Source organism: Streptomyces sp. NPDC025793, assembly GCF_055558375.1.
The window spans coordinates 159,817-182,691 of sequence record NZ_JBVHMR010000011.1; the positions used below are offsets into that span (position 1 = coordinate 159,817).

Genomic DNA, 22,875 nt, shown 5'->3' on the forward strand with positions numbered 1-22,875 from the left:
TAGCAGACACATGGAGAACGCTCATTCTCCGCCGCCTCGGCCGCTGCCCAGCCGCGGTCCGAACCCAGGAGGAGACCATGGCCGACCGCCCGCCGCTGCCGCCGTTCACCCGCGAGAGCGCCGTACAGAAGGTCCAGGCCGCCGAGGACGCCTGGAACACCCGGGACCCGCACACGGTGGCGCTCGCCTACTCGGAGGACTCGGTCTGGCGCAACCGCGGCACCTTCGTCACCGGACGCGCCGAGATCGTCGCGTTCCTCACCGCGAAGTGGGAGCGCGAGCTGGACTACGCCCTGCGCAAGGACCTGTGGGCCTTCGACGGCAACCGCATCGCCGTCCGCTTCCAGTACGAGTGCCACGACGCCGCCGGGCAGTGGTGGCGCTCGTACGGCAACGAGCTGTGGGAGTTCGACGAGCACGGCCTGATGACCCGGCGCGAGGCCAGCATCAACGACGTCGCCATCGAGGAGCAGGAGCGCCGCATCGCCGGACCCCGGCCCGGGAGCGAGCGCGGGGCGTCCTTCCCGCTCCGGTAGGTCCGGCGTTCAGTAGGGTTCCGGGATGACCCGACAGGCCGAGAAACCCTTCCTCTACGTCGTCGTCTGCGCGGCGGGCGTCGCCGCCGGCGTGGACAGGCTGATCACCGCCGCGCAAGCGCGGGACTGGGCGGTCGGTGTCATCGCGACCCCCGTCGCGGCGGGCGGCTTCTTCGACCTGGAAGCCGCGGCGGCCCAGACCGGCCGTCCCGTGCGCTCGGCCTGGCGGACCCCGGCCGACCCGCGTCCCTTCCCGCCGCCGGACGCCGTGGCGGTGGCACCGGCCACCTTCAACACCGTCAACAAGTGGGCGGCCGGCATCGCCGACACGCTCGCCCTCGGCACCCTGTGCGAGGCGGCCGGCCTCCGCATACCCGTGGCGGTCCTGCCCTGCGTGGCCGACGCCCTGGCCGCCCACCCCGCCTACCTCGACAGCCTGGCCCGGCTGCGCGGCATGGGCGTCCGCTTCGGCGAGCCGTACAACGGCGAAGTCCGGCCGGACGGCAGCCGGCCGGACTTCGCATGGGAGCGGGCCCTGGACCTGCTCGGGCCGCTCTAGGGGCCTAACGGCAGGTCAGCTTCGGGCCCTCCAGCATGGCTCCGGTGTACATGCTCTGGCCCTGCGGCACCCAGTAGCCGAGCTTCGAGACCACCGTGGAGCACTTGGCCCCGAGGGTGACCCTGACCCGGAGCTTCTCCGGGTGGCCGGGCTGGAGTTCGGTCACCGTGCAGTCCAGCGAGTTCGCCAGCCGGGTCTTCGACGGGTAGCGGCCCACCAGCGGGTTCACACAGCGGTGGTCGGCGCTGCGGATCTGCACGCCGGTGCCCTCCTCGCCGATCATGCCCAGTCGCGCGTTGCCGTCGCCCTCGTCGCTGTTGCGGCGGATCGTGTACGTCACCGTCGTCGTGGCGTTGCGGCGCAGCACGGTGTTGTCGGCACTGACCACGTGCGTGGCCTTCGCCATCGGCGCGGTCAGCGACACGGTGGCCTTGACCGTGCCCTTCAGGTCGACCCCGGCCGGCACCGACCTCACGCGCACCGTGGCGGAGATGTCGTAAGCGCCCGGACCGGCGTACAGCCGCGAGCCGGGCAGCGACCCGGTGCCGAGGGACTTGCCGGCGCGGTGCACCTCCCAGGAACCCTCGGTGCGGCAGACGTACTGCACCTTGGCGTCCGTGCCCCGACAGGTGGCCGGGGCCGTGATGTTCAGTCTCGGCGAGCCGGTGTCCGCGCACAGGCTGACCTGGGCCTGCTCGCCGTGCGAGCCGCGCAGGGTGCCCGCGGCCGCGCACAGTGTGCCCGGCGTCTCGGGCGCGGGGGCGGATGCGGATGCGGCGGTGGACTGCGCGCAGGCGGGGGTGACGAGGGCCAGGGGCAGCAACGCTGCCCCGGCCAGGGTTCTGAACGTGGTGGAACGTGTCGGCACCGCGTTTCCTCCGAGGCGGCCGTGACCGGCCGGACGCCGGTCGTCTGCCGCCGAGGATGAGCCGACAGTACGACGATCCGCGCCTCCCACGCCGGACGATCACCTGACGGCAGCAACCACAGCGCCCCGAAGGAGCGCGGGCTGCATCGATGTACGGCTCCGCCGCGCGGGCGCCGGACGGCATGTCAGGGCACCCCGACGGCGCATCCGCCCCCCAGCGGAGCGCCACCGTGCTTTTCGGACGTACTGCGCGCTCTTCGGAGCAAAGACGTCCCGGTCCCGGAGGACGATGCTCAGCCGCTCGCCCCAGCGGCCACGTCACTGTCAGGGCGCCTGCGGTCCTCAAGGAACCCGCGGCGCGGCACGTGTCAGGATCACGTCGCCCGCGTGTTCGCCCCGTCAAGTCCGGGCCCGGTCAGGTCGTAGGCTCGGTCCCGACCATCGTTTCCGACGGCGGGAGCAGCATCGATGCAGTACGTGAAGCTCGGTTCCACGGGCCTGGACGTCTCGCGGATCTGTCTGGGCTGCATGACCTACGGCCTGCCCGACCGCGGCGTCCACGAGTGGACCCTCGACGAGGAGGCGTCCCGCCCGCTCATCCGGCAGGCGCTGGAGGCGGGCATCAACTTCTTCGACACCGCCAACGTCTACTCCGACGGCACCAGCGAGGAGATCGTCGGCAGGGCCCTGCGCGACTTCGCGAACCGCGACGAGGTCGTGCTGGCCACCAAGGTGCACGGCCGGATGCGGCCGGGCCCCAACGGCGCCGGACTGTCCCGCAAGAACATCATGACCGAGATCGACCACAGCCTGCGCCGCCTCGGCACCGACTACGTCGACCTCTACCAGATCCACCGCTACGACCACGCCACCCCGGTCGAGGAGACGATGGAGGCCCTGCACGACCTGGTCAAGGCGGGCAAGGTCCGCTACATCGGCGCGAGTTCGATGTTCGCCTGGGAGTTCTCCAAGGCGCAGTACACGGCCGAGCGGCACGGCTGGACCCCGTTCGTGTCCATGCAGAACCACTACAACCTGCTCTACCGCGAGGAGGAGCGGGAGATGCTGCCGCTCTGCGCGGACCAGGGCGTCAGCGCGCTGCCGTGGAGCCCGCTGGCGCGCGGCCGGCTCACCCGTGACTGGGGCACGGTCACCGAGCGCAGCGCGAACGACAACTTCGGCAGCAGGCTGTACCTGGAGAGCGACCGCTCGATCGTCGAGGCCGTCACCCGCATCGCCGAAGCCCGTGGCGTCCCCCGCGCCCAGGTCGCCCTCGCCTGGCTGCTGCACCGGGCCACGGTGGCGGCCCCGATCGTCGGCGCCGCCAAGCCGCACCACATCGAGGACGCCGTCGCGGCCGTCGAACTGGAGCTGAGCGAGAAGGAGATCGAGGAACTGGAACAGCCGTACACGGCACGGGCGATCAGCGGCCACTGAACGGTCGTCGACCGGTCAGTGCGGTCCGTGCGGTACGAACTCCGTGCCGCACGGACCGGCCCCCTCGCTCACGGGCAGCGGCACCCGCTCGCCGCTCATCGTCAGCGTCCGGTAGTACGCGCCGATCCGCTCGGCCGACCGGCCGACATAGTGCCCGATGAACGAGCGCCGGAAGCGGTCGGCGGTGCGGTTCGGCCCCGAGCCGTGCACCAGGCTGCCGTTGAAGAACAGCACGTCACCCGGCGCCAGATCCACCGGGACCGGCACGAGTCCGGCCGGCGGCGGCACGTACTCGCGGGCGAACGACACCTCCTCGTCGGCGAGTTCGGGACAGAACAGGTCCATCCGGTGGGTGCCCGGGACGACGTCGAGGCCGCCGTTGTCCCGGTCGATCGGCTCGCAGGCCACCCATGCGGCGATGCAGGTGCCCGGCTCGACCCGGAGGTAGAAGTTGTCCTGGTGCAGGGCCTGCCCGCGCGCCCCCGGAGGCTTGAAGTAGAACATGCTCTGCGCGGCCAGCACCTCCTCGCCGAACAGCACCTCCAGCACGGCCCGCAGCCGGGCGTCCAGCAGGAACTCCCGGGCGAGCGGGCTGAATTCGTGCGGCTGCATCACCCGGGGATGGCGGCGCAGCGGGTCGGGGTCGGCCGGGCGGGGCTCGAAGCGGCCCGGTACCGGACCGGCCGCGTGCAGCGCCGCGAAGCGGGCGCACAGCCGCTCGGTCTCGGCCCGGCCGAACAGGGCGCGTACGACCGTGAATCCATCCTCCTCGAACCGCTGCCGGAGTGTCCCGGGCAGGCTGCCGGCGTCGTCCGTGGCTGTCATGTGTCCGCTCCTCAGGTCCGCTGGCCCGGTCGTCCGTCCGGCACGCTAGGCGCATGTGCCCGAGGGGAGGATGTCCGTGCGTGCTGAGGACCTGCCCGTGACGGCTGCCGCCGGTGACCCGTCCCCACCGTCGGACCTGGTGGTGACCGGGCGCTACGACCAGGGTCCGGGCTACCGCGTCCACCGGCCCGGGGGTTCGGCGAGCTGGCTGTTCACCTTCACCACGGGCGGACACGGCCTGCTCCGCCAGGGCGGAGCCCGCGCCCGGGCCGGCGCCGGGGACCTGGTGGTGCTCGCGCCCGGCACCGCTCACCGGTACGCCGTCGCGCCCGGCGCCGAGCGCTGGCGGTTCTGGTGGGCGCACTGCGGGGCACGCCCGTCCTGGACGCCCTGGCTCGCGCCGTACGCCGTGGGCGACGGGCTGTACGCCGTACCCTCCGCCCCCGCCGCGCCGCACGAGCGGATCGCGGCGGCCTTCGCCCGGATGCTCACGGACCGGGGCGCCGCGCGCGGGCCGGATCCCGTGGTCGTGGCCGACGGCTTCCCGGCCCGCGAACTGGCGCTCTGCGCGCTGGAGGAGGCCGTCCTGCTCGCGGTGTCCGGTGCCCGGGCCGTGCCGTCCGTAGCGCAGGACGATCCCCGGGTGCGCCGGGCCGAGGAACTGATCGCGGCCGACCCCGGCGCCCCGCACACCGTCCGCTCGCTCGCCGAGAGCGTCGCGCTGTCCCCGTCCCGCTTCGCCCACCTGTTCACGCGGTGCACCGGCCGGTCCCCGATGCGGGCCCTGCGCGAGGCCCGGCTGCGGCACGCGGCCCGGCTGCTGCGGGGCACCGACCTGACGGTGGAGCGGGTGGCGGCCGCCTCGGGATTCCCGAGTCCCTACCACTTCAGCCGGATCTTTCGGGAACACCACGGGATGCCGCCCGGCGCCTACCGGGCGGGTGAGCGACGGTAGGAGAGGAATTGGTTTGCCCGGGCCGACCTCCTTTGACAAATAGTCAGCCGAAGACCTTCCGCCCGGAATCGCGAGAAGCGCGAGATCCCTTGTTCCGAAGTGCCGCGTTGTGCAAAAGTGTGCGCTGTCCGCGTGCAGACAATTACATTCCCCGCTGCATGCGCCAGGCCGCTCCCCGTACACCCCCACGCTTCAAAAGAGCCGCCTCCGGTGGACGTCCGAGCTGCCCCATCACCTCGCCATACCAGTTGGTATGGACTAATTCCCGTATCCGTCTGGAGGAATTGCGGCCGTGAATGAGGCAGGCCTGTCGGACGAGGAACTGAGCGCCGAACTGAAGAAGTGGACGGGCACGACTCCCGCGCTGCATCCCGTCGGTGAACTGCTCGACCGGCACTGGGAGGCCGCCTTCGCCTACGCCCGGTTGTGCACGGACGGCACGCACGGCGCCGGCATGCTCACCACCGCCGCCTTCACCCGGCTCTTCGGCGCCTCGCTCCGGCAGGCCGGCCCGAGCGCCGCCTGGCGGCCCCAGCTGCTCGTCACCGTCCGCCGGATCGCCGCCGAGTGGGACGCCGACGGCCGCCAGGAACTCCTGCACCCCGCACTGCGCTCCAGCGCCACCGGTGAGCGCGCCTCCGCCCGGCTACTGCCCCCGCCCGGCCGCCGCCTGCTCTCCCGCGCCTTCCAGGGGGTGCCGCAGACCTCCCGCGCCGTGCTGTGGCACACCGAGGTCGAGGCCGAACCGCTCGCCGTACCGGCGGCGCTGCTCGGCCTGGACGAGGAGGACACGCGCGTCGAACTGCGGCGGGCGCGCGAGCGGTTGCGCGAGGAGTGCCTCCAGGTCCACCGCGAGCTCGCCCCCGAGGCCGAGTGCCGGAGCTATCTGCGCATGCTCGACGTGACCTACCGGCGCGGCGGTATCGACCTGGACCCGGACCTCACCGGACACCTGGCCCGCTGCACCCACTGCCGCCGCACCGCCGACCAGCTCGCCGCGTTCAACACCGGGCTGGGGCTCGCGCTCGCCGAGGCGGTGCTCGGCTGGGGCGCCCGGGACTACGTCGAGTCCCGGGCGCGCCGCACCGAGGAGCCGCCCCCGCCCGCCCCGGACCCCGCGTCCCTGACACCCCCGTCCGGCGAGTCCTTCACCTCGGCCGCCGCCACGGGCCACCACGCCGGCCCCGCCGCTCCCACCCGTCGTCGCGGCCCCGTACCGGCCCCGGGCCGCCGCCGTACCACCGCCCCGGCCGCGCCCGGCACGTCCGCCCCCGCCGGCTCCGACGGCGAGCCCGCCCCCTCGCGCCGCTCGGACCGGCGCGCCGCCCGACGCGCCCGGCGCCGCAACCTCGCCCTGGCCGTGGGGACCGTGAGCGCTCTGGTCGTGCTGCCCCTGGCGCTGTGGTCGGTGCTCGGCTCCGGGAACCACCCGGCGCCGGGCACGGGCGGTGACGCGTCCAGAGCGCCGGGCACGGGCACGTCGAGCCCCGGCGCGTCCTGGGCCGGGGCGGGCGCGGCCGGGCAGGGCGCGGTGCGCGGGCGGCTGCGCAACCTCGCCTCCGGGCTCTGCATCGGCGTCGTCGGCGGCAAGGCCGTCCAGGGCGCCGAGACCGAACTCGCCGCCTGCGGCGCGACTCCGAGCCAGCAGTGGACGTACGAGTCCGACGGGCTGTTGCGCGACTCCGCCGCGCCCGATCTGTGCCTGGACTCCAGCCTCGGCTACTCGGTGCGCCTCGCCCCCTGCTCGGCCACCGGCGCGGCCGCGCGCGCCATCCGCTACGACTTCACGCTCCAGGGCGTGCTCGTGCCGCGCTGGAACCAGGAGCTGGCGCTCACCCCGGCCGCCACCGACGGCTCCGGCGCCCTGGTCACCAAGAACCGCGCCACCGGCACCGACCAGCGCTGGTCCGTCGACACCGCGAAGCCCGAGCTCCAGATGCAGAACGTCAACTGGGACAGCGACAGGCCCGCCGCACCGGCCGCCACCCGCCACCCCGCGCCCCCCGCACCGAAGCCCACCCCCACGGCGTCCGGCGCCACCACCGCACCGGCTCCGGCCCCCACGCCCACCTCGGCCGCCCCGACGCCCACACCGTCCGTCCCGTCCGATCCCTGCGCGGCGTACCCGTACCAGTGCGGCTGGGGCGGCGGGGGTTACGAGGGCGGCGGGTGGCACCACCGCTGACTCAGGGGTGGTGCGGGGGAGAGGGTGCCGACCGCCGGGCCCAGGCTGTGCGGGCCGAGCCGGGAGCGGCCGCCGTCGCGGGCCGGCACCAGCAGGCCGGCGCCCTCGCACGCGGCCACCGCCTCCCGCTCGACCCGGCCCGACCGCTCCTCGCGCCCACAGGGGCGGCCCAGGCGCTCGGCGGCCGCGCCCCGCAGTTCGGCCGACGACGTCCCGCCCAGCGCCGCGCCGTGCGCGAGCCCCGGGACTCGGTGCCGGTGACGTGCGGCAGGACCACCTCGGCGCCGTCCGGAGTGTGGTCGCGCACGGCGTCCACGCAAGCGGGCCAGGTGCCCTCGACGAGCCGGGCGAGCACATGCATCCGCCGGCCTCCCCGGGTCTCGGACACCCTCTCGGAGAATTCCCGAGTGGATCACGTGGTGCCGCCCATGAAGACCTGCCGTCCTGAACGGCTCAGGAGGACCGGCTGCCCGCCGCGCCCAGGAACTCCGCCCAGCCGCCCACCGGGGACTGCCCGGGCACCAGGGTGCGCAGCTTGCGCAGCACCGCCTGGTCCTGTGCCTCCAGCCAGTGCACGAGCTGCTTGAACGACACGAACCGCACGTCGTCGCCGTACGCGGCCATCTTGCCGATCGCCTCCTCGACGGCGTCCATGTAGATGCCGCCGTTCCAGCGTTCGAAGTGGTTGCCGATGAAGAAGGGGGCGCGGTTGGTCGTGTACGCGCGGTCGAAGCCGGCGACATACGCGTCGCGGGCCTGGGTGCGCCAGGTGTCGTACTGGGCGCGGTCGCCGTTCGGGTTGCCGGCGGACTGGTTGAACATCATGTTGTAGTCCATCGACAGCACCTGGAAGGAGTGTCCCGGGAACGGGATCGACTGGAGCGGGAAGTCCCAGATCTTCCCGCCCTGCACCTTGCCCGGCCAGATCTGCAGGCCGCCGGGGGAGCTGGCGTCGTACTTCCAGCCGAGCGCGGCGGCGGTGGGCAGCAGGTTGGACTGGCCCTCCAGGCACGGAGTACGGCCGCCCATCAGCTCCTTGTGGTAGTCGAAGGGAAGCGGGTCGAGGTCCGTGAAGCCGGTGTTGGTCTTCCACTGCGTCACGAAGCCCATCGCCTGGTCGATCTCGCTGCGCCACTCGGCCGAGGACCAGTTGCGCACCCCGGTCGCCCCGCAGAAGTGGCCGTTGAAGTGGGTGCCTATCTCGTGGCCCTCCAGCCAGGCCGCCCGGACCTGCTGGAGCGTGTTGTGGATGTGCCGGTCGGCGAGGTAGCCGATGTCGGAGGCGCCGACCGCGTGCTGCGGCGGGCGGTACAGCGTCTTCTTGGACTCGGGCAGGGCGTAGATGCCGCTGAGGAAGAACGTCATCCTGGCACCGTGGTCGCCGGCCACCTTGCGGAACCGGGAGAACAGCTTGTTGCTCAGCTCGCCCGCGCCGTCCCAGGAGAACACCACGAACTGCGGCGGCTTCTGGCCCGGCTTCAGCCGGTCGGGCGTCGGCTGGTGCGGCTGGGGGCCGGTGTCGGCGGTCGAGCCGTCGCCTATCAGCTTGGCCGGCCGCGCCTGGGCGGTGCCCTTGTCGCCCGAGGAGTCCGGGCCGCCGACCGAGAGGCCGGTGCCGGAGGAGCACGCGGCCAGCGTGCCCAGGGCGCCGGCCGCCGCGCCCGCCGTCAGCACCCGCCTGCGTGAGATCCCGCTCATCTTGTCCCCGAATTCCTTCTCCAAGGCCCTCTGCGGGGCCTGTTCACCGTGCGGTCGTCGGGTTCGATCGCGGAAGCGGCGAGAAAGATCGGGGCGGGCGGCGGCTGTTGCCGTCCTGTGACAGTCGTGGCGCGCTCATGACGAACCCCGCCGGCCCGGCAGGGGCGGCGGGGTTCGTCGCGGGAGTCGTTTCAGCAGCTCAGCAGGTCAGCCGGCCGGAAGGTCAGGGAGCCGTGCCGGGGGCGAGGACCGAGAGGAAGACGGACGAGGAGTTTCCGCCCACGGGCACCGCCCCGCCCGTCCAGGTGACCTTCAGAGAGTCACGCTCGTCCGGCGGTGTGACCAGCAGAGCGGCCGGGGTGGCCGTCCTGGCGCCGCTGATACCGGGGTTGGAGAAGGACAACCCCGCCCAGGCGCTCTGCCCCGGCCTGAGCGTGACCGTCACCGGGGAGCCCGACTCGCGCCTCGGGTCCGGGCCGAGCCGGCCGCCGGAGGCGCTCACGAAGGCCGCGCCCGGGAAGCCGTGCAGGGTGCAGGTGCGGCCGGAGGTGTTCGTGAGCACGACCGGGAAGTTCTCCTGGCCGGCGCCCGGGTCGTTGCCGCCCACGGAGGCGCGCAGCTGCGAGGTGTGGCAGCGGTCGGAGGAAGCCGCGGAGGAGGCCGTACCGCCGCCCTTGGTGGTCGTCGCGTGCGGGGCGGACGACGCGGCGGCGCCGGGGCCGGTGGTGGCGGAGCCCGGGGCGGACGCGGCCGACCCCGGGCTCTGGGTGTCGCCAGTCGCGGGCGCGGCCGTACCGGACGCGGTCAGGGGCGGGTTGCTGTGGACGTCGTGGCTGTTGCTGCCGCAGGCGGTCAGGAGGCCCAGCACGGCGAACGTACCGACGAGCAGGGCCCCGTGCCGCGTGGACCGGGGTGCGTACACCATGTCGCTCAACACTCCTGTGGGGGTCAGGGCACACGAGGGACCGGGTGCCCGAGGCGCCGAGTGCGCCGTCATGGGGATCCGATGCGCACAGTGCCCGAAAAGTTCGGCACACGCAGGGTTTCTTCCCCGCCGGGACCCCCGGCAGGCGTCCCTCAGCCGACCCGCAGCGAACGGAGTATCCCGTCCGTGGCGTCACCGGTTCCCTGCTCGCGCACCTGTACGTACACCTGCGGTTGACCGGAGCCGTTCGCCGGGGTCAGCGCGGACTCCGTGATCGAGCCGCCGTCGGGGCAGCCGCTCCAGGTCCGCACCAGTCCGTGGAAGCCGGTGCCGGCGAAGGTGCGGCCGCCGGAGTAGCGGCAGCCGGAGTGGGTGAGGGCCTTGACCTTCCCGGCCAGGTCGCCGTGCTCGCTGACCCCGACGAACACGCCGTTCACCGGCTTGGCCAGGTCGGACCACCGGGTCAGGTCGTCGGCGACCACCAGCCCCGGCTCGTGCCCCTTGGCCAGCCCCAGCGCCCCCGGGTCCCAGCCGGAGTCCCGCAGCTCGTGGCCCCAGCCCGTGGGCACCTGGACGACGACGCGCCCGGTCGAGTCCGTCACGCGCGTCCCGTCCGGGGAGGCGGCGCGGTGGTGCAGAACGACGGTCACCGTGACCGCGGCCGCCGCGGCGGCGAGCACCGCGGCCAGCGACATCGTCACGACGTTCAGCCGCCCGCGCACGCCGTCCAGCCGCCGGGCGTCGCCCGGCGCCACGGCCGGGGCCGCCGCCAGCCGGTCCAGCTCCCGCGCGAGAGCCTGCGCGCCGGGCCAGCGCCGCGACCGGTCCGGCTCCAGGGCCCGCAGCACCGCCCGCTCCACCTCCTCGCCGAGGTCCGGCCGCAGTCGCCGGGGCGGTACGACCCGGCCCGGGGGACCCGGCACGGTGCCGGTGAGCAGCTCGTAGCCGACCGCGCCCAGACTGTAGACGTCGGCCCGCTCGTCGATGCCCTCGCCCGGTTCGGCCTGCTCCGGCGGCTGATAGCCCGCCGAGCCCGCGGCCAGGGTCAGCACCGAGGCCTGCGCGAGGCTCTTGGCGAGGCCCAGGTCGGCCAGGAGCAGCCGCCGGGTGCCGTCCGGGGCGGTGTGCAGCAGCACGTTGGTCGGCTTGATGTCCCGGTGCACGATGCCCGCCTCGTGCAGCGCGGCGGCGCTGCGCGCGGCCTCCGCGGTCAGCGCGAGCGCGTCCCGCACCGGCAGCGGGCCGCCGGCCAGCAGGTCGGCGAGAGTGCCGCCGTCGGCGTACTCCATCACGAAGTACGGCCTGCCGTCGGGGAGTTGGCCGATGTCGTAGACCTGCACGATCCGGCTGGAGCCGGCCCGGCGCAGCAGCCGGGCCTCGGACAGGAAGCGTTCGCGGATGTCGAGCCGGTGCGTCCAGTTCTCGGCGAGGACCTTCACCGCTACCGGCGCCTGGAGCTCTTCGTCGCGGGCGAGCCACACCGTGGCGAAGGCGCCGCTGCCCAGCGGCCGTTCGAGTCGGTAGCGGCCGATCCGCTCCAGGGGGTGCATACGACTATCATGCCTGGCCTGAGATCGACTCGAAGAGGGGCTTGTCCGTGCAGGACCAGACGCCGCTGGAAGACCTCGCCCGGTGGGCCGCCGCCGGCGACCACGTCGCCCTGGAGCGGCTCCTGGCGGAGATCCGCCCGGAGGTGGTGCGGCGCTGCGCGCGCTTCCTGCCCTGCCGCGAGGACGCCGAGGAGGCCGCGCAGGACGTGCTGCTCCAGGTGGCCCGGCACATCACCGCGTTCGAGGGCCGCAGCCGCTTCGGCACCTGGCTGTACACCGTGGTCGCCAACTGCTGCCGGCAGAAGTACCGGGAGCTGAAGCGGCGCGCCGCCGAGCAGCCCGCCACGATCGAGCCGGCGTACGCCGTCGACCCGCGCACCACCAGCGTCATCGCCGGCTCCCGGGTCGACCTGCTGGAGGCCCTGGACCGGCTGGAGCGCACCCACCCCCACCTGGTCGCACCGCTGGTCTACCGGGACATCTGCCAGCTGGACTACGCCGAGGTCGCCGAGCGTGTCGGCATCCCCCTCGGCACCCTCAAGTCCCGCCTGCACGAGGCCCGCAAGCAGGTACGGCCCTGGCTGGCGGGGTCGTAGCGCCCGTCCCGGACTACCGGTCCGCCTCGTACAGCGGCAGTTCCGCCCAGATCGTCTTGCCGTCGGGGGTGTGCCGGCTGCCCCAGCGCTGGGTGAGCTGGGCGACCAGCAGCAGACCCCGGCCGCCCTCGTCGAAGATCTTGGCGCGGCGCAGATGCGGGGCGGTGTGGCTGGTGTCGGAGACCTCGCAGATCAGCGTGGCCGCGTCGTGGATCAGCCGCAGCCGCACGGGGTGGGCGCCGTACCGGAGGGCGTTGGTGACCAGCTCGCTGACCACCAGTTCCGCCGTGAACGACGCCTCGCTCAGCCGCCAGGTGTCCAGCTGCTCCACCACCTGCTTGCGGATCGGCGCGACCAGCGCCAGGTCGGCCGGGACGTGCCAGGTCGCCACCTGAGCGGCGGGCAGGCCCCGGGTGCGGGCGAGCAGGAGCGCCACGTCGTCGGCGCAGCCGCCCGGCGGCAGCAGGCGGTGCAGGACGCGGTCGCAGGTCTCGTCCAGGGAGCCCGCGTACACCCCGAGCGCCTCGAACAGCGTGTCCCGGCTCGTCTGCGGGTCCTGCTCCCGGGCCGACACCAGCCCGTCCGTGTACAGCGCGAGGACGGTGCCCTCGGGCAGCTCCACCTCGGTGGACTCGAAGGGCAGCCCGCCCAGGCCCAGCGCGGGACCGGCGGGCAGCTCCAGCGCCTGAGGTGTGCCGCCGGGCCGGATCACCACCGGCGGCGGGTGCCCGGCGCGGGCCGCGGTGCAGCGCCGTGACACCGGATCGTAGACGGCGTACAGGCAGGTCGCGCCGAGTTCGCCGGGGCTGTCTTCGCCGCCGGACTCCTGCGACAGCCGGACCACCAGGTCGTCCAGGTGGGTGAGCAGCTCGTCCGGGGCCAGGTCGATGTCGGCGAGGGTGCGCACGGCGGTGCGCAGCCGGCCCATGGTGGCCGAGGCTTCTACGCCGTGTCCGACGACGTCCCCGACGACCATGGCGACCCGCATCCCGGACAGCGGGATCACGTCGAACCAGTCGCCGCCCACCCCGGCCCGCGCGGCCGGCAGATAGCGCGAGGACGCGTCCAGCGCCGCCGTGCGCGGCAGGGTGCGGGGCAGCAGGCTGCGCTGGAGCGCGAGGGCGGTCTCCCGCTCGCGGGAGTAGCGGCGGGCGTTGTCGACGCAGACGGCGGCGCGGGCGGTGATCTCCTCGGCCAGCAGCACGTCGTCCGCGGTGAACCGGTCCGGGCGCCGGTACCGGGTGAGGACCGCGACCCCGAGGGTCAGCCCGCGCGCCTGGATCGGCACCGACATCGAGGAGTGCATGCCGAACTCCCGCACCCGCCGGGCGCGCGCGGTGTGCCAGGTAAGCCACTCGTCGATGTCGCCCTCGGCCACGGAGGCGACGATCGTGTGGCCCGCGGTCAGCGAGTCGGCCTGCGGGGAGCCGGCCGGGTACGCCTCGGCCTGCCCGGGGCTGATCACGGCCTCCGGCACGTGCGGGTGCACCGACCGGTGGGCGATCCGGCGCAGGGTCACCGGCGCCGTGACGCGGGCCGGGGGCTCGCCGCCCTGTTCCTGCGGGTCCAGCAGGTCGATGGTGACGAAGTCGGCGAGGGCGGGCACGCACACGTCGGCCAGCTCCTCGGCCGTCCGGCTCACGTCGAGGGTGCTGCCGATGCGCACGCTCGCCTCGTTGACCAGCTGGAGCCGTTGCCGGGCCCGGTAGTTGTCGGTGATGTCGTGCGCGGCCAGGCATACCCCGCGCACCCGGCCGTCGCCGTCCCGGACCGGGGCCAGCCGGGCGAGCCAGGCGTGGGAGCGGTCCTCGCCGCCGGTGCGGGTGACGGTCTGCACGTCCTGCGCGCGGCCGTCGACCAGCACCTGGAGCAGGGCCTGCTCCAGTTCCTCGCTCTGCGCCCTGCCGCCGATCTCGGCGAGCCGCAGTCCGCGCACCCGGTCCTCCGGCAGGCCGACGACTTCGGCCATGGCGTCGTTCATGCGGCGCAGCCGGAGCGTGTCGTCGTACACGGCGAGGGCGCACGGCGACTGGACCAGGACCGCCTCGGCGAGCGGGTCGTCCGCGGCGGGCGGCTCGCCGCCGGTCAGCGGGGTGACCACGAGCCAGCCGCCGGCGTGCGCGCCGCGGGGCGGTCTGCGGTGGGCGAGCAGCCAGACGGGCAGCGTACGGCCGTCCCGGTGGCGCAATCCGAGCGTTCCCTCCCAGCGGCGGCCCGTGGGGACGGCCGGGGGCTCGTCGGCCAGCAGCAGGGCGGCGGGTCGGCCCACCACGGCCTGCGGGGGGTGGCCGAGCAGGCGATGGGCACCCTCGTTCCACTCCACCACTGTTCCGGCGTCGTCGATGACAGCCCGGGCCGTCGCCGCGTCGTCGAACGGATAGACCCGGCTCATCGTCGCCGCTCCCAAGCGCACACTCACAGTGAACAGGTGGCACCGCTTCCGTTCCAGGGTAGTGCTTCCGGCGCGCCCGTGAACCGCCGCCCCCGGCGCCGCGCCGGGCCGGTCGTCGGCGCGGCGATCAGCCTCGACGCGGTCCGCAGACAGATGCGCATCATGAAGTCGATGGGCGTCAACGCCTTCCGTACCTCGCACAACCCGCCCTCGCCGCAGATGATCCAGGCGTGCGAGGAACTGGGCATCGTGATGATGGTCGAGGCCTTCGACTGCTGGCGCACCGGCAAGACGGCATACGACTACGGCCGGTTCTTCGACGAGTGGTGCGAGAGGGACGCCACCGAGATGGTGCCGGCCGCCCGCAACTCGCCCGCCGTCGTCCTGTGGTCCATAGGCAACGAGATCCCCGACTCCACCACCACGGCCGGGCTCGCCATGGCCGACCGGATCATCGGCGCGATCAAGGCCGCCGACGACGCCCGCCCGGTGGTCATCGGCTCCAACAAGTACCACGGCGTGCCCGCCACCGGCTCGCCCGCCGACCTGATGCTCGCCAAGCTCGACGACCTCGGCCTCAACTACAACACCGCGAAGTCGGTCGACGCCCTGCACGCGAAGTACCCGCACCTGTTCCTCTTCGAGTCCGAGTCCTCCTCGGAGACCTCGACCCGGGGCGCCTACCAGGAGCCGGAGCACCTCAACACCGGCGAGAACCACACCCCCGGCCGACGGGAGACCTCCTCCTACGACAACAACCTCGCCTCCTGGACGATGAGCGGCGAGTACGGCCACAAGAAGGACCGGGACCGCAGGTGGTTCGCGGGGCAGTTCCTGTGGTCCGGCACCGACTACATCGGCGAGCCGACGCCGTACGGCGTCTTCCCGGTCAAGGCGTCCTTCTTCGGCGCCGTCGACACGGCCGGATTCCCGAAGGACATGTACCACCTCTTCAAGAGCCAGTGGACGACCGAACCGATGGTCCATCTGCTGCCGATGAACTGGAACCACGAGAACCTCGGCGAGGGCGCCACCGTGGAGGTCTGGGCGTACGCCAACGTGCCGTCCGTCGAGCTGTTCCTCAACGGAGAGTCCCTGGGAACAAGGGAGTTCGACGTCAAGAGCACCACGGACGGGCGCGCGTACCTGGAGACCACCGAGGCCACCGGCGACGACAAGACCTTCACCGACGGCCCTTACCCGGGCAGTTGCACCAGCCCCAACGGCAGCGCGGGCAAACTGCACCTGATGTGGCAAGTGCCGTACCGTACGGGCGAGTTGAAGGCCGTGGCCCGGCGGGACGGCAGGGTCGTCGCCACCGACGTGCTGCGCCCCGCCGGCGCCCCGCACGCCGTGCGCCTCACGGCCGACCGCGACTCCGTCGCCGCGGACGGCCGTTCCCTGGTCTTCGTCACCGCCGACATCGTCGACGCACAGGGGGTGGTGGTGCCCGACGCCGAGCACCTGATCACCTTCGCCGTGACCGGCGGCTCACTGGCCGGGGTCGACAACGGCCGTGAGGAGAGCGCCGAGCGCTACCAGGCGAGCACCCGCACCGCGTTCCACGGCAAGGCCCTCGCCATCGTGCGGTCCGGCACGGGACCGGGCGAGCTGACGGTCACCGCGCGCGTGGCCGGTCTGCGCACGGGACGGGTGAGTGTGCCGGCCACCGCGGCCCGCGAGGCGTCCCGCACCCCGGCGCCCGAGTTCCGGCCGGACCACCCGGCGCCCGTCGACTACCCCTACGCCGACGCCGGTTACTCCGGCCGCGAGGACACCCCGCCCGCCGCGATGCTGGACGGCGATCCGGCCACCGGCTGGTCCAACGCCTTCGTGAAGCAGGCCACCGGGCTGCTGCCCGCCTTCAGCGGGGCCCGGGCGACGGACTGGGTCTGCGTCGACGCCGGGCGGACCCGCGCCTTCGACCGGGTGGAGGTCTCCTTCACCGTGGACGCCGGGCACACGGTGCCCGCGCGGGCCGAGGTGGCGGTGTGGGACGGGCGGGCGTACGTGCCGGTGAGGGGCGCGAGGACGCAGTGGGCCACGGCCTCGGACACGCCGACGGTGATCACCTTCGACGCGGTGCGCGGCTCACGGCTGCGGCTGACGCTCACCAGCGCCGACCCCGGCACGGCGAAGGGCGCCGTGCGCATCAGCCGGCTGGACGTGTAGCGAGGTCGTCCACTCATGACAAGGTGGGCGGCAGCGCGCCCTCGTGCGTCAGCAGCCACACCTTGTTCTCGACGCCGCCCGCGTACCCGCGCATCGAGCCGTCCGCACCGATCACCCGGTGGCAGGGGCGCAGCAGGAGCAGCGGGTTGGAGCCGAGGGCCCGGCCCACCGCGCGCAGCTCGGCGCGGGGCACGCCCAGCCGGGCGGCCAGTTCGCCGTACGTCGTCGTGGTGCCGTGGGCGATGCCGTCCAGGGCCTGCCACACCGTCCGCTGGAACGGGGTGCCGGCGGGCGAGAACGGCAGGTCGAAGCGGATCGGGCGGCCCGCGAAGTAGCCGTCGAGCTGCCGGTGCGCCGCGGCGAACGGCGCGTCGTCACGGTCCTCGGCACGCACGGCGGGCGCGCCGCGCTGCCCGGGCGGGGTGAGCGAGGTGAGCGCGCAGCCGGCCGCCGAGACGGTGCCGGTCAGCAGCAGATCGCCCAGCGGGCTCGGGTGGACGGTGTGCACGGTGCGGGTTCGGGTGTCCATGGCGGTTCCTTCTGTCTCCTGGCGTCTGTTCCTGTCCTCCGCTGCCGAGTCTGGTGCGTCGTGCGCCCCGGGACCGGCGGGAATCGGACATGGCTGTCGGGCGCCGCAGGTACCGTGCCGGGGAGTGTCTGACCTGCTGGTATTTACGGGTGAGTACCCGCGCGGTACCGTGAGGGACATGCCAGCTCTCAACGTGGAGTTCAGCGACCGGGAACTTGAGGACCTGCGGCAGATCGCCAAGGAGCGCGGTACGTCGATGAAGGCCCTCGTGCGTGAGGCCGCCGCCGCCGACATCGCCCGGCACCGGGCGCTCCAGGAGGGCGCCGAGGCCTTCCGGAAGTTCTTCGCCGCGCACGCCGAGGAGTTCGCCGCGGCCTTCCCGGACGACGAACCCGCCACCAAGGACGAGGCCGCCTGATCGATGTCCTCCGTCATCCATATCGACGTGCCCTGGCTGCTCCAGCGCCATGAGGAGGTCCTGCCCGACCAGCCCGCGGTCGACGACTTCTCCGCGCTGGTCGCCGCCGTCGCCCGGCACCGGGTGGACCCGCCCCGGCTCGGCGTGGACTCCGACCCCGCCTGGCGGGCCGCCGCCCTGCTGCACACCCTCGCCCTGCTCAAACCGCTGCCCGCGGCCAACGCCCGCTTCGCCTGTGCGACCGCCGTGGCCTACATGTTCGTCAGCGGCGTCGGCATCGACCCGCCCTACGGCGCCCTCGTCGACCTCGCCCGCGACCTGATCTCCGGCAAGGCGGACGTGTACGGCGCGGCCGACCGGCTGCGTTCCTGGCAGATCTGAACGGTTCCTGGCGGATCCGAGCGCGACCGGGGTGCTCGGAATATCGAATGCGGTCACCCGCGAACAGCCGTGAGCGTTTGATTTCTGACTTTCTTTCAAAACTGTCGATGTTGTGCGGGCGCCTTGTTGCTCGTGTGGAAGTTGTGCGAGGGTTGGCACGCCCGTGCGGGGGGTAAAGTCCGGAGTTCTTCCGGCAGTTGCGGATCCTTCACCGGCCGAGCGCCGATGAACTCGCCTCCCCGTGCGCGCCGCAGAGGTACGCATCACGCATCACGCATCAAAGGAATCCGCTCAGTGCCCACCCCCCACCCTCCTCGTCCCCCCTATCCGCCGCCCGGCGGAGATCCCGGGGAACCGGACGAGTCCCTCGCCGGCCCGTTGCGGGCCGGTTCCGATGCGGAAGGCTCGCGGTCCGCCGCCCTGCTCATGGCCCGGCACTGGCAGCCGGCCCAGGACTACGCGGTCATCTGCCTCGCCCTGTCCGGGCCGCTCGCCCACATGGTCACCGCCACCGCCTTCCACCAGGTCCTCGGGCGCCTCGCACTCGGCGAACCGGCCGAGGCGCTGCGTCCCCGGCTGCTCGTGGCAGTCCGGGACACCGTCGTCAACTGGTCCGCCACGGACCGGATCACCGCCGTACTGCCCGGCCTCGGAAAGCCCGCCGGGGGCCGCGGTATGCGCGCGGCCAAGACGCTGATACCGGAAAACCGCGCCCTGTCCGACCGCTCTTTCCACGCCCTGCCCCGGCTGGACCAGACGCTGCTCTGGCACACCGAGGTCGAGGCCGAGCCGATAACCGTCCCCGCCGCACTGCTCGGTATCGACACCGACAGCGCGACGGCCGCGCTCGCGCAGGCGCGGGAGAAATTCCGCGAGGGCCTGGTGCGCGCCCACCGGGAACTCGCCCCGGGAAAGGACTGCCGCTACTACAACCGCCTGCTCGACGTCCCGATCCGCCGCGGCGGTGCCCTGCTGCCCGACGTCCAGGAGCACCTGTCCGCCTGCCCCTACTGCCGGCACGCCGCCGAGCAACTCGGCCACGCCGACGCCGCGCCCGGCGTGCTGCTCGCCGAGGCCGTGCTGGGCTGGGGCGCCCGCCGCTACCTCGACTCCCGCCCCGGCCGCCGCGGTGGCCCCGCCCGCGGCGGCTCCCGGCGCTCGGGCGGACGCCGCCGCGGCGGCGGCAGACCCGGGCTGCTCGACCGGGTCGCCCGGTCCGGCGGGCGCGGCGACGCCGACGGCGAACCGGGCGAACCGCGCGCCCGCGCACGGGCGCCCCGCGGCCGGCGGCGCGGCGGCGGCGCGAGCGGACCGCTCGCCCGGACACCGGCGGCCGTGCTCCGGGTGTCCGGCACCGCCGTCTCCTCCCGGACGCTGCTCACCGGGGTCGGGCTGGCCTCGGCCGGGCTGCTCGCGACCGTACTGGTGATCAGCGTGTGGCCGAACGGCGGCGACGGCACCGACCCGGTCGCCTCCACCAGCGCCGTCCCCGGCACCGACGGCACGTCGGCCGCCGGTTCCGCCGGCGCCCCCGGCACCGCGGGCCTGCCCACGTCCGGTCGGCCCACCCGGCTGCGCAACGCCGACTCCGACCTGTGCCTCGACATCAGGGGCACACCGAGGGCCGGGGCGGGCGCGGTGCTGGCCGTCTGCTCCCCGGCGGCCACTCAGCAGTGGACGTACGGCACGGACGGGCTGCTGCGCAGCGCGGCCGAATCGGGCCTGTGCCTGGACTCGCACGCCGACGCCGGGGTGGTGATCCTCGGCGACTGCGCCGAGGAGGGCTCGCAGCGGGCCGCCGACGTGCGCTACGACCGCACCGCCCAGGGCGAGTTGCTGACCCGCTGGGACCGCACCCTGGCCCTCGCGGGCGCCGGCGCGGCCCCGGGCGCCGACCTCGTCGTCAAGGCCCGGGACCGGTCGGCCGGCCAGCGCTGGGTCACCGACACGCCGTCGGCGAGCCCAGGCTCCCTGTCCGTGGCCGGCACGGGCGCCCCCTCCGCACGGCCCGCGCGGCCGCCGGAGAAGGACGCCTGACCCCCGCCGGTGGCGCTCCGCCCGCCACCGGCAACGGCCCGTCAGCGCGCGGTGTCCGGGGCGACATGCTTCCCGGGCGGGTGTGCCCGGAGAGGGCGAGGGGCAGGCGGCCGTGTGCGATGCGGTGCTCCCGGAGGGCGGGGGCCGTGCGCCCAACGGCCCCTGAGCGTGCGGGGCCGGGGTCAGGTTGGCCGCTGACACGCTCCCCGGGCGGGTGTGCCCGGAGAGGGCGAGGGGCAGGCGGGGCCGCGCGCGACGCGGTGCTCCCTCAGTGGGGGCCGTGCGGCCGACGGGCCGTCAGTGCGCGGGGTCCGGGGCGAGGTCGGCCGCTGACATGCTTCCCGGGCGGGTGTGCCCGGAGAGGGTGAGGGGCAGGCGGCCGTGTGCGATGCGGTGCTCCCTCAGTGGGGGCCGTGCGGCCGACGGGCCGTCAGTGCGCGGGGTCCGGGGCGAGGTCGGCTGCTGACACGCTTCCCGGGTCGGTGTGCCCGGAGAGGGCCAGCGTGAGGTCGAACTCGGCCAGGAGGCACTTGACGACATGCTCGACGCCGGCCTGTCCGTCCAGGCCGAGCCCGTAGACGTACGGCCGCCCCAGCAGCACCGCCCGCGCGCCCAGAGCCAGTGCCTTGAACACGTCGTCGCCGGTGCGCACCCCGCTGTCGAACAGCACCGTCAGCCGGTCGCCGACGGCCGCGGCGACCCGGGGCAGCGCGTCGGCCGCCGCGACCGCCCCGGCCACCTGCCGGCCGCCGTGGTTGGAGACCACCACGCCGTCCATCCCGGCGTCGGCGGCCAGCCGCGCGTCGTCCGGGTGCAGGATGCCCTTCAGGACGATCGGGCCGTCCCAGTGCTCCCGCAGGAAGGCCAGGTCGGGCCAGGACTTGCCCGGATCCCCGAACAGGCCCAGGAAGTGCAGGACCGCCGCGTTCGGATCCTCCTCCACGGGCCGGGCGAGCCCCGCGCGAAAGGCCGGGTCGGTGAAGTAGTTGGCGGTGCCCACCCCGTGCACGAACGGCAGGTACGCCTGGTCCAGGTCTCGGGGCCGCCACGCCAGCAGCTGGGTGTCCAGCGTGACCACCAGCACCGAGAACCCGGCGGCCTTCGCCCGGCCGAGGAAACTCCGGGTCACCTCGCGGTCCTTGCCCCAGTACAGCTGGAACCACCGCTCGGCGTCCCCCATCGCCTGCGCCACCTGCTCCATCGGCGTGCTGGACGCCGACGACAGGATGTACGGCACGCCCTGCGCGGCGGCGCCCCGGGCGGCGGCCAGTTCGGCATCGGGATGCATGATCTTCAGCACGCCGACGGGGGCCAGCGCCAGCGGCGCCGGCAGGGACCGCCCGAGCACCTCCGTCGACAGATCGCGCTCGCCGACGTCCCGCAGCATGCGCGGCACGATCCGGCGCCGGGCGAGCGCGGCCCGGTTGCCGCGGGCCGTGCTGCCGTCGCCCGCGCTGCCCGCCACGTACCCCACCGGACCCGGGGCGAGCCGGTGTTCGGCCAGCTCTTCCAGCCGGGTCAGATCGGTGGGCAGCCGGGGCACGGCACCCGTCATCCCGTTCAGATAGATCTCGTACTGGAAGTCGGCCCAGTGCTTCGCCATCCGGCCGTCCGCCTCTCGTCGCCGATGAGATGGGGTTCAGGTGCAGCCCGACCATACTGGCGGGTAGCCGGGCGGGCGTCGGCCGGGGCCCGGGGCCGGTGATCACTTCATGATCGCCAGATGAACACGAGGAGTCATGAATCGCTTCAAGGGCGACCGGGCCGGAGTGTTTCAGGACGATTAACGATGCGGTGATTTTCGGCCATCGGATGGCTCGCGGAGCGCGGAACCCGCTCAGTTCCCGGGTCACGGTGTGCAAATTCCGTGACATCACGCCACTGATTCAACACGAAAGGTTACCGAAACCTGTGCGTTCGATGTGTGTTTCGACCGGGGACTCGGCAGAGTGGCGCTCGCCGCTCCGGCGTCCGATCCGGGCACGGGGTGGCACCTCGTCCGATTGAGCGGAAGGATGCACACAATGCGGAACACCGCGCGCTGGGCAGCGGCCCTCGGCCTCACGGCCGCCGCCGTTTGCGGACCCCTGACCGGGGCCGCCGTCGCTGCACCGGGCGCCGCCCCGTCGTCGCTGTACGCACCCTCGGCGCTGGTGCTCACCGTGGGGCACGGCAACGACGCGGCGACGGCCATGCCGGAGCGCGCCGTCACCCTCACCTGTGCCCCCACGGCCTCCGGCACCCACCCGGACGCGGCCCGCGCCTGCGCGGAACTGCGCGGCACCGGCGGTGACTTCAACGCGCTGAAGCCCGCCGAGGGCGTGTGGTGCACCGAGCTGTACAACCCGGTCGTCGTCACGGTCCAGGGTGTCTGGCAGGGCCAACGCGTCTCCTACGAGCGGACCTTCGGCAACGCCTGCGTCAAGGACTCCATCACCGGCGGTGTCTTCGCCTTCTAGGCGACCCGCCTGTCAGGACCGGGATCGCAGGGTACCCGTACGCGCCGGAGCAGGTCCGCAACTGGGGAGTGCGGCCACTGGAGCGGGGAACCAGCGATCTCGTGCCGGGGCCGACGGGCGGAGTGGGGCCGCCCGCCGGCTTCCGGGCACACAGCCGCTCCCCGGGTACGGCCCGTGGGGGGCCTTCCCGGGGAGCGGCGAAAAAACACCGGTTTCAATCAGGGCCGTCAGCACCGCCCTGAAGAGGCGTCTCACATGCCGGACGTTTCGGACACGCAGAGCGACACGGCTCAGGTCCGGCCCGGGGCCGGAACGGGCCGAGGGGCCGCCGTCTCCCTGCTGACGGCGGCCCC

The 22,875-nt window shown here is 73.7% G+C and carries 18 protein-coding genes and 2 pseudogenes; 11 read left to right on the plus strand and 9 right to left on the minus strand.

What is annotated here, in order from left to right; all coding sequences use genetic code 11:
• Positions 1–77: 77 nt before the first annotated feature.
• Together ACZ4MF_RS22220 and ACZ4MF_RS22225 are read left to right on the plus strand one after the other, a co-directional pair.
• On the plus strand, positions 78–536 hold the full coding sequence (locus tag ACZ4MF_RS22220; RefSeq protein WP_467493665.1) for a nuclear transport factor 2 family protein: 459 nt from the start codon (positions 78–80) through the stop codon (positions 534–536).
• 25 nt (positions 537–561) lie between these two features.
• Positions 562–1,095, plus strand: coding sequence for a flavoprotein (locus ACZ4MF_RS22225; RefSeq protein ID WP_356029455.1), 534 nt, complete (start codon positions 562–564; stop codon positions 1,093–1,095).
• Between the two features lie 4 nt (positions 1,096–1,099).
• Here ACZ4MF_RS22225 and ACZ4MF_RS22230 read toward each other — a convergent pair whose 3' ends face one another.
• Positions 1,100–1,963 carry a hypothetical protein gene (locus ACZ4MF_RS22230; protein ID WP_467493666.1) on the minus strand — a complete coding sequence of 288 codons (864 nt, stop codon included), beginning with the start codon at positions 1,961–1,963 and terminating at the stop codon, positions 1,100–1,102.
• 468 nt (positions 1,964–2,431) lie between these two features.
• On the opposite strand from ACZ4MF_RS22230, the gene ACZ4MF_RS22235 reads away from it, so the two are divergent.
• Positions 2,432–3,400 (plus strand): aldo/keto reductase, encoded by a 969-nt coding sequence (locus ACZ4MF_RS22235; protein ID WP_467493667.1) that lies wholly within the window; start codon positions 2,432–2,434, stop codon positions 3,398–3,400.
• Between the two features lie 15 nt (positions 3,401–3,415).
• On the opposite strand, the gene ACZ4MF_RS22240 is transcribed toward ACZ4MF_RS22235, so the two are convergent.
• On the minus strand, positions 3,416–4,225 hold the full coding sequence (locus ACZ4MF_RS22240) for a phytanoyl-CoA dioxygenase family protein (RefSeq protein WP_467493668.1): 810 nt from the start codon (positions 4,223–4,225) through the stop codon (positions 3,416–3,418).
• 70 nt (positions 4,226–4,295) lie between these two features.
• Between ACZ4MF_RS22240 and ACZ4MF_RS22245 the strand changes: the two genes are divergently transcribed.
• Positions 4,296–5,180, plus strand: a complete 885-nt coding sequence (locus ACZ4MF_RS22245; protein ID WP_467493669.1) for a helix-turn-helix domain-containing protein — start codon at positions 4,296–4,298, stop codon at positions 5,178–5,180.
• Between the two features lie 292 nt (positions 5,181–5,472).
• On the plus strand, positions 5,473–7,365 hold the full coding sequence (locus ACZ4MF_RS22250; protein WP_467493670.1) for an RICIN domain-containing protein: 1,893 nt from the start codon (positions 5,473–5,475) through the stop codon (positions 7,363–7,365).
• Here ACZ4MF_RS22250 and ACZ4MF_RS22255 read toward each other — a convergent pair.
• From ACZ4MF_RS22255 to ACZ4MF_RS22270, 4 genes and pseudogenes are all read right to left on the minus strand, one after another.
• Positions 7,335–7,726 (minus strand): annotated as a pseudogene (locus ACZ4MF_RS22255) (universal stress protein). The gene ACZ4MF_RS22250 and the pseudogene ACZ4MF_RS22255 overlap by 31 nt on opposite strands.
• Positions 7,727–7,818: 92 nt before the next feature.
• The gene (locus ACZ4MF_RS22260) at positions 7,819–9,063 is read right to left on the minus strand and encodes a polysaccharide deacetylase family protein (protein WP_467493671.1); all 1,245 of its coding nucleotides are present in this window, start codon (positions 9,061–9,063) and stop codon (positions 7,819–7,821) included.
• A gap of 223 nt (positions 9,064–9,286) precedes the next feature.
• Positions 9,287–9,988: a DUF4232 domain-containing protein gene (locus tag ACZ4MF_RS22265; protein ID WP_467493672.1), complete on the minus strand. Its 702-nt coding sequence runs from the start codon at positions 9,986–9,988 to the stop codon at positions 9,287–9,289.
• A gap of 152 nt (positions 9,989–10,140) precedes the next feature.
• On the minus strand, positions 10,141–11,538 hold the full coding sequence (locus ACZ4MF_RS22270) for a serine/threonine-protein kinase (RefSeq protein ID WP_467493673.1): 1,398 nt from the start codon (positions 11,536–11,538) through the stop codon (positions 10,141–10,143).
• Between the two features lie 47 nt (positions 11,539–11,585).
• On the opposite strand from ACZ4MF_RS22270, the gene ACZ4MF_RS22275 reads away from it, so the two are divergent.
• Positions 11,586–12,134, plus strand: a complete 549-nt coding sequence (locus tag ACZ4MF_RS22275) for an RNA polymerase sigma factor (protein WP_356029477.1) — start codon at positions 11,586–11,588, stop codon at positions 12,132–12,134.
• A gap of 13 nt (positions 12,135–12,147) precedes the next feature.
• On the opposite strand, the gene ACZ4MF_RS22280 is transcribed toward ACZ4MF_RS22275, so the two are convergent.
• Complete coding sequence (locus tag ACZ4MF_RS22280; RefSeq protein WP_467493674.1) at positions 12,148–14,526, minus strand: SpoIIE family protein phosphatase; 2,379 nt, start codon at positions 14,524–14,526, stop codon at positions 12,148–12,150.
• Positions 14,527–14,640: 114 nt separating this feature from the next.
• Between ACZ4MF_RS22280 and ACZ4MF_RS22285 the strand changes: the two are divergent.
• Positions 14,641–16,698, plus strand: a pseudogene (locus tag ACZ4MF_RS22285) (glycoside hydrolase family 2 TIM barrel-domain containing protein); the annotation flags it as partial.
• 13 nt (positions 16,699–16,711) lie between these two features.
• Here ACZ4MF_RS22285 and ACZ4MF_RS22290 read toward each other — a convergent pair.
• Positions 16,712–17,227, minus strand: coding sequence for a methylated-DNA--[protein]-cysteine S-methyltransferase (locus ACZ4MF_RS22290; protein WP_467493675.1), 516 nt, complete (start codon positions 17,225–17,227; stop codon positions 16,712–16,714).
• A 178-nt stretch (positions 17,228–17,405) separates the two neighbouring features.
• Between ACZ4MF_RS22290 and ACZ4MF_RS22295 the strand changes: the two genes are divergently transcribed.
• From ACZ4MF_RS22295 to ACZ4MF_RS22305, 3 genes are all read left to right on the plus strand, one after another.
• Positions 17,406–17,645 (plus strand): hypothetical protein, encoded by a 240-nt coding sequence (locus ACZ4MF_RS22295; protein ID WP_071371402.1) that lies wholly within the window; start codon positions 17,406–17,408, stop codon positions 17,643–17,645.
• 3 nt (positions 17,646–17,648) lie between these two features.
• The gene (locus ACZ4MF_RS22300; RefSeq protein ID WP_071371403.1) at positions 17,649–18,026 is read left to right on the plus strand and encodes a toxin Doc; all 378 of its coding nucleotides are present in this window, start codon (positions 17,649–17,651) and stop codon (positions 18,024–18,026) included.
• Between the two features lie 294 nt (positions 18,027–18,320).
• Positions 18,321–20,063, plus strand: a complete 1,743-nt coding sequence (locus tag ACZ4MF_RS22305; RefSeq protein ID WP_467493676.1) for an RICIN domain-containing protein — start codon at positions 18,321–18,323, stop codon at positions 20,061–20,063.
• Between the two features lie 430 nt (positions 20,064–20,493).
• Here the strand turns inward: ACZ4MF_RS22305 and ACZ4MF_RS22310 are convergent, their stop codons facing one another.
• Positions 20,494–21,666: a lactate 2-monooxygenase gene (locus ACZ4MF_RS22310; RefSeq protein ID WP_467493677.1), complete on the minus strand. Its 1,173-nt coding sequence runs from the start codon at positions 21,664–21,666 to the stop codon at positions 20,494–20,496.
• Between the two features lie 421 nt (positions 21,667–22,087).
• On the opposite strand from ACZ4MF_RS22310, the gene ACZ4MF_RS22315 reads away from it, so the two are divergent.
• Positions 22,088–22,522, plus strand: a complete 435-nt coding sequence (locus ACZ4MF_RS22315; protein ID WP_467493678.1) for a subtilase-type protease inhibitor — start codon at positions 22,088–22,090, stop codon at positions 22,520–22,522.
• Positions 22,523–22,875 lie beyond the last annotated feature (353 nt).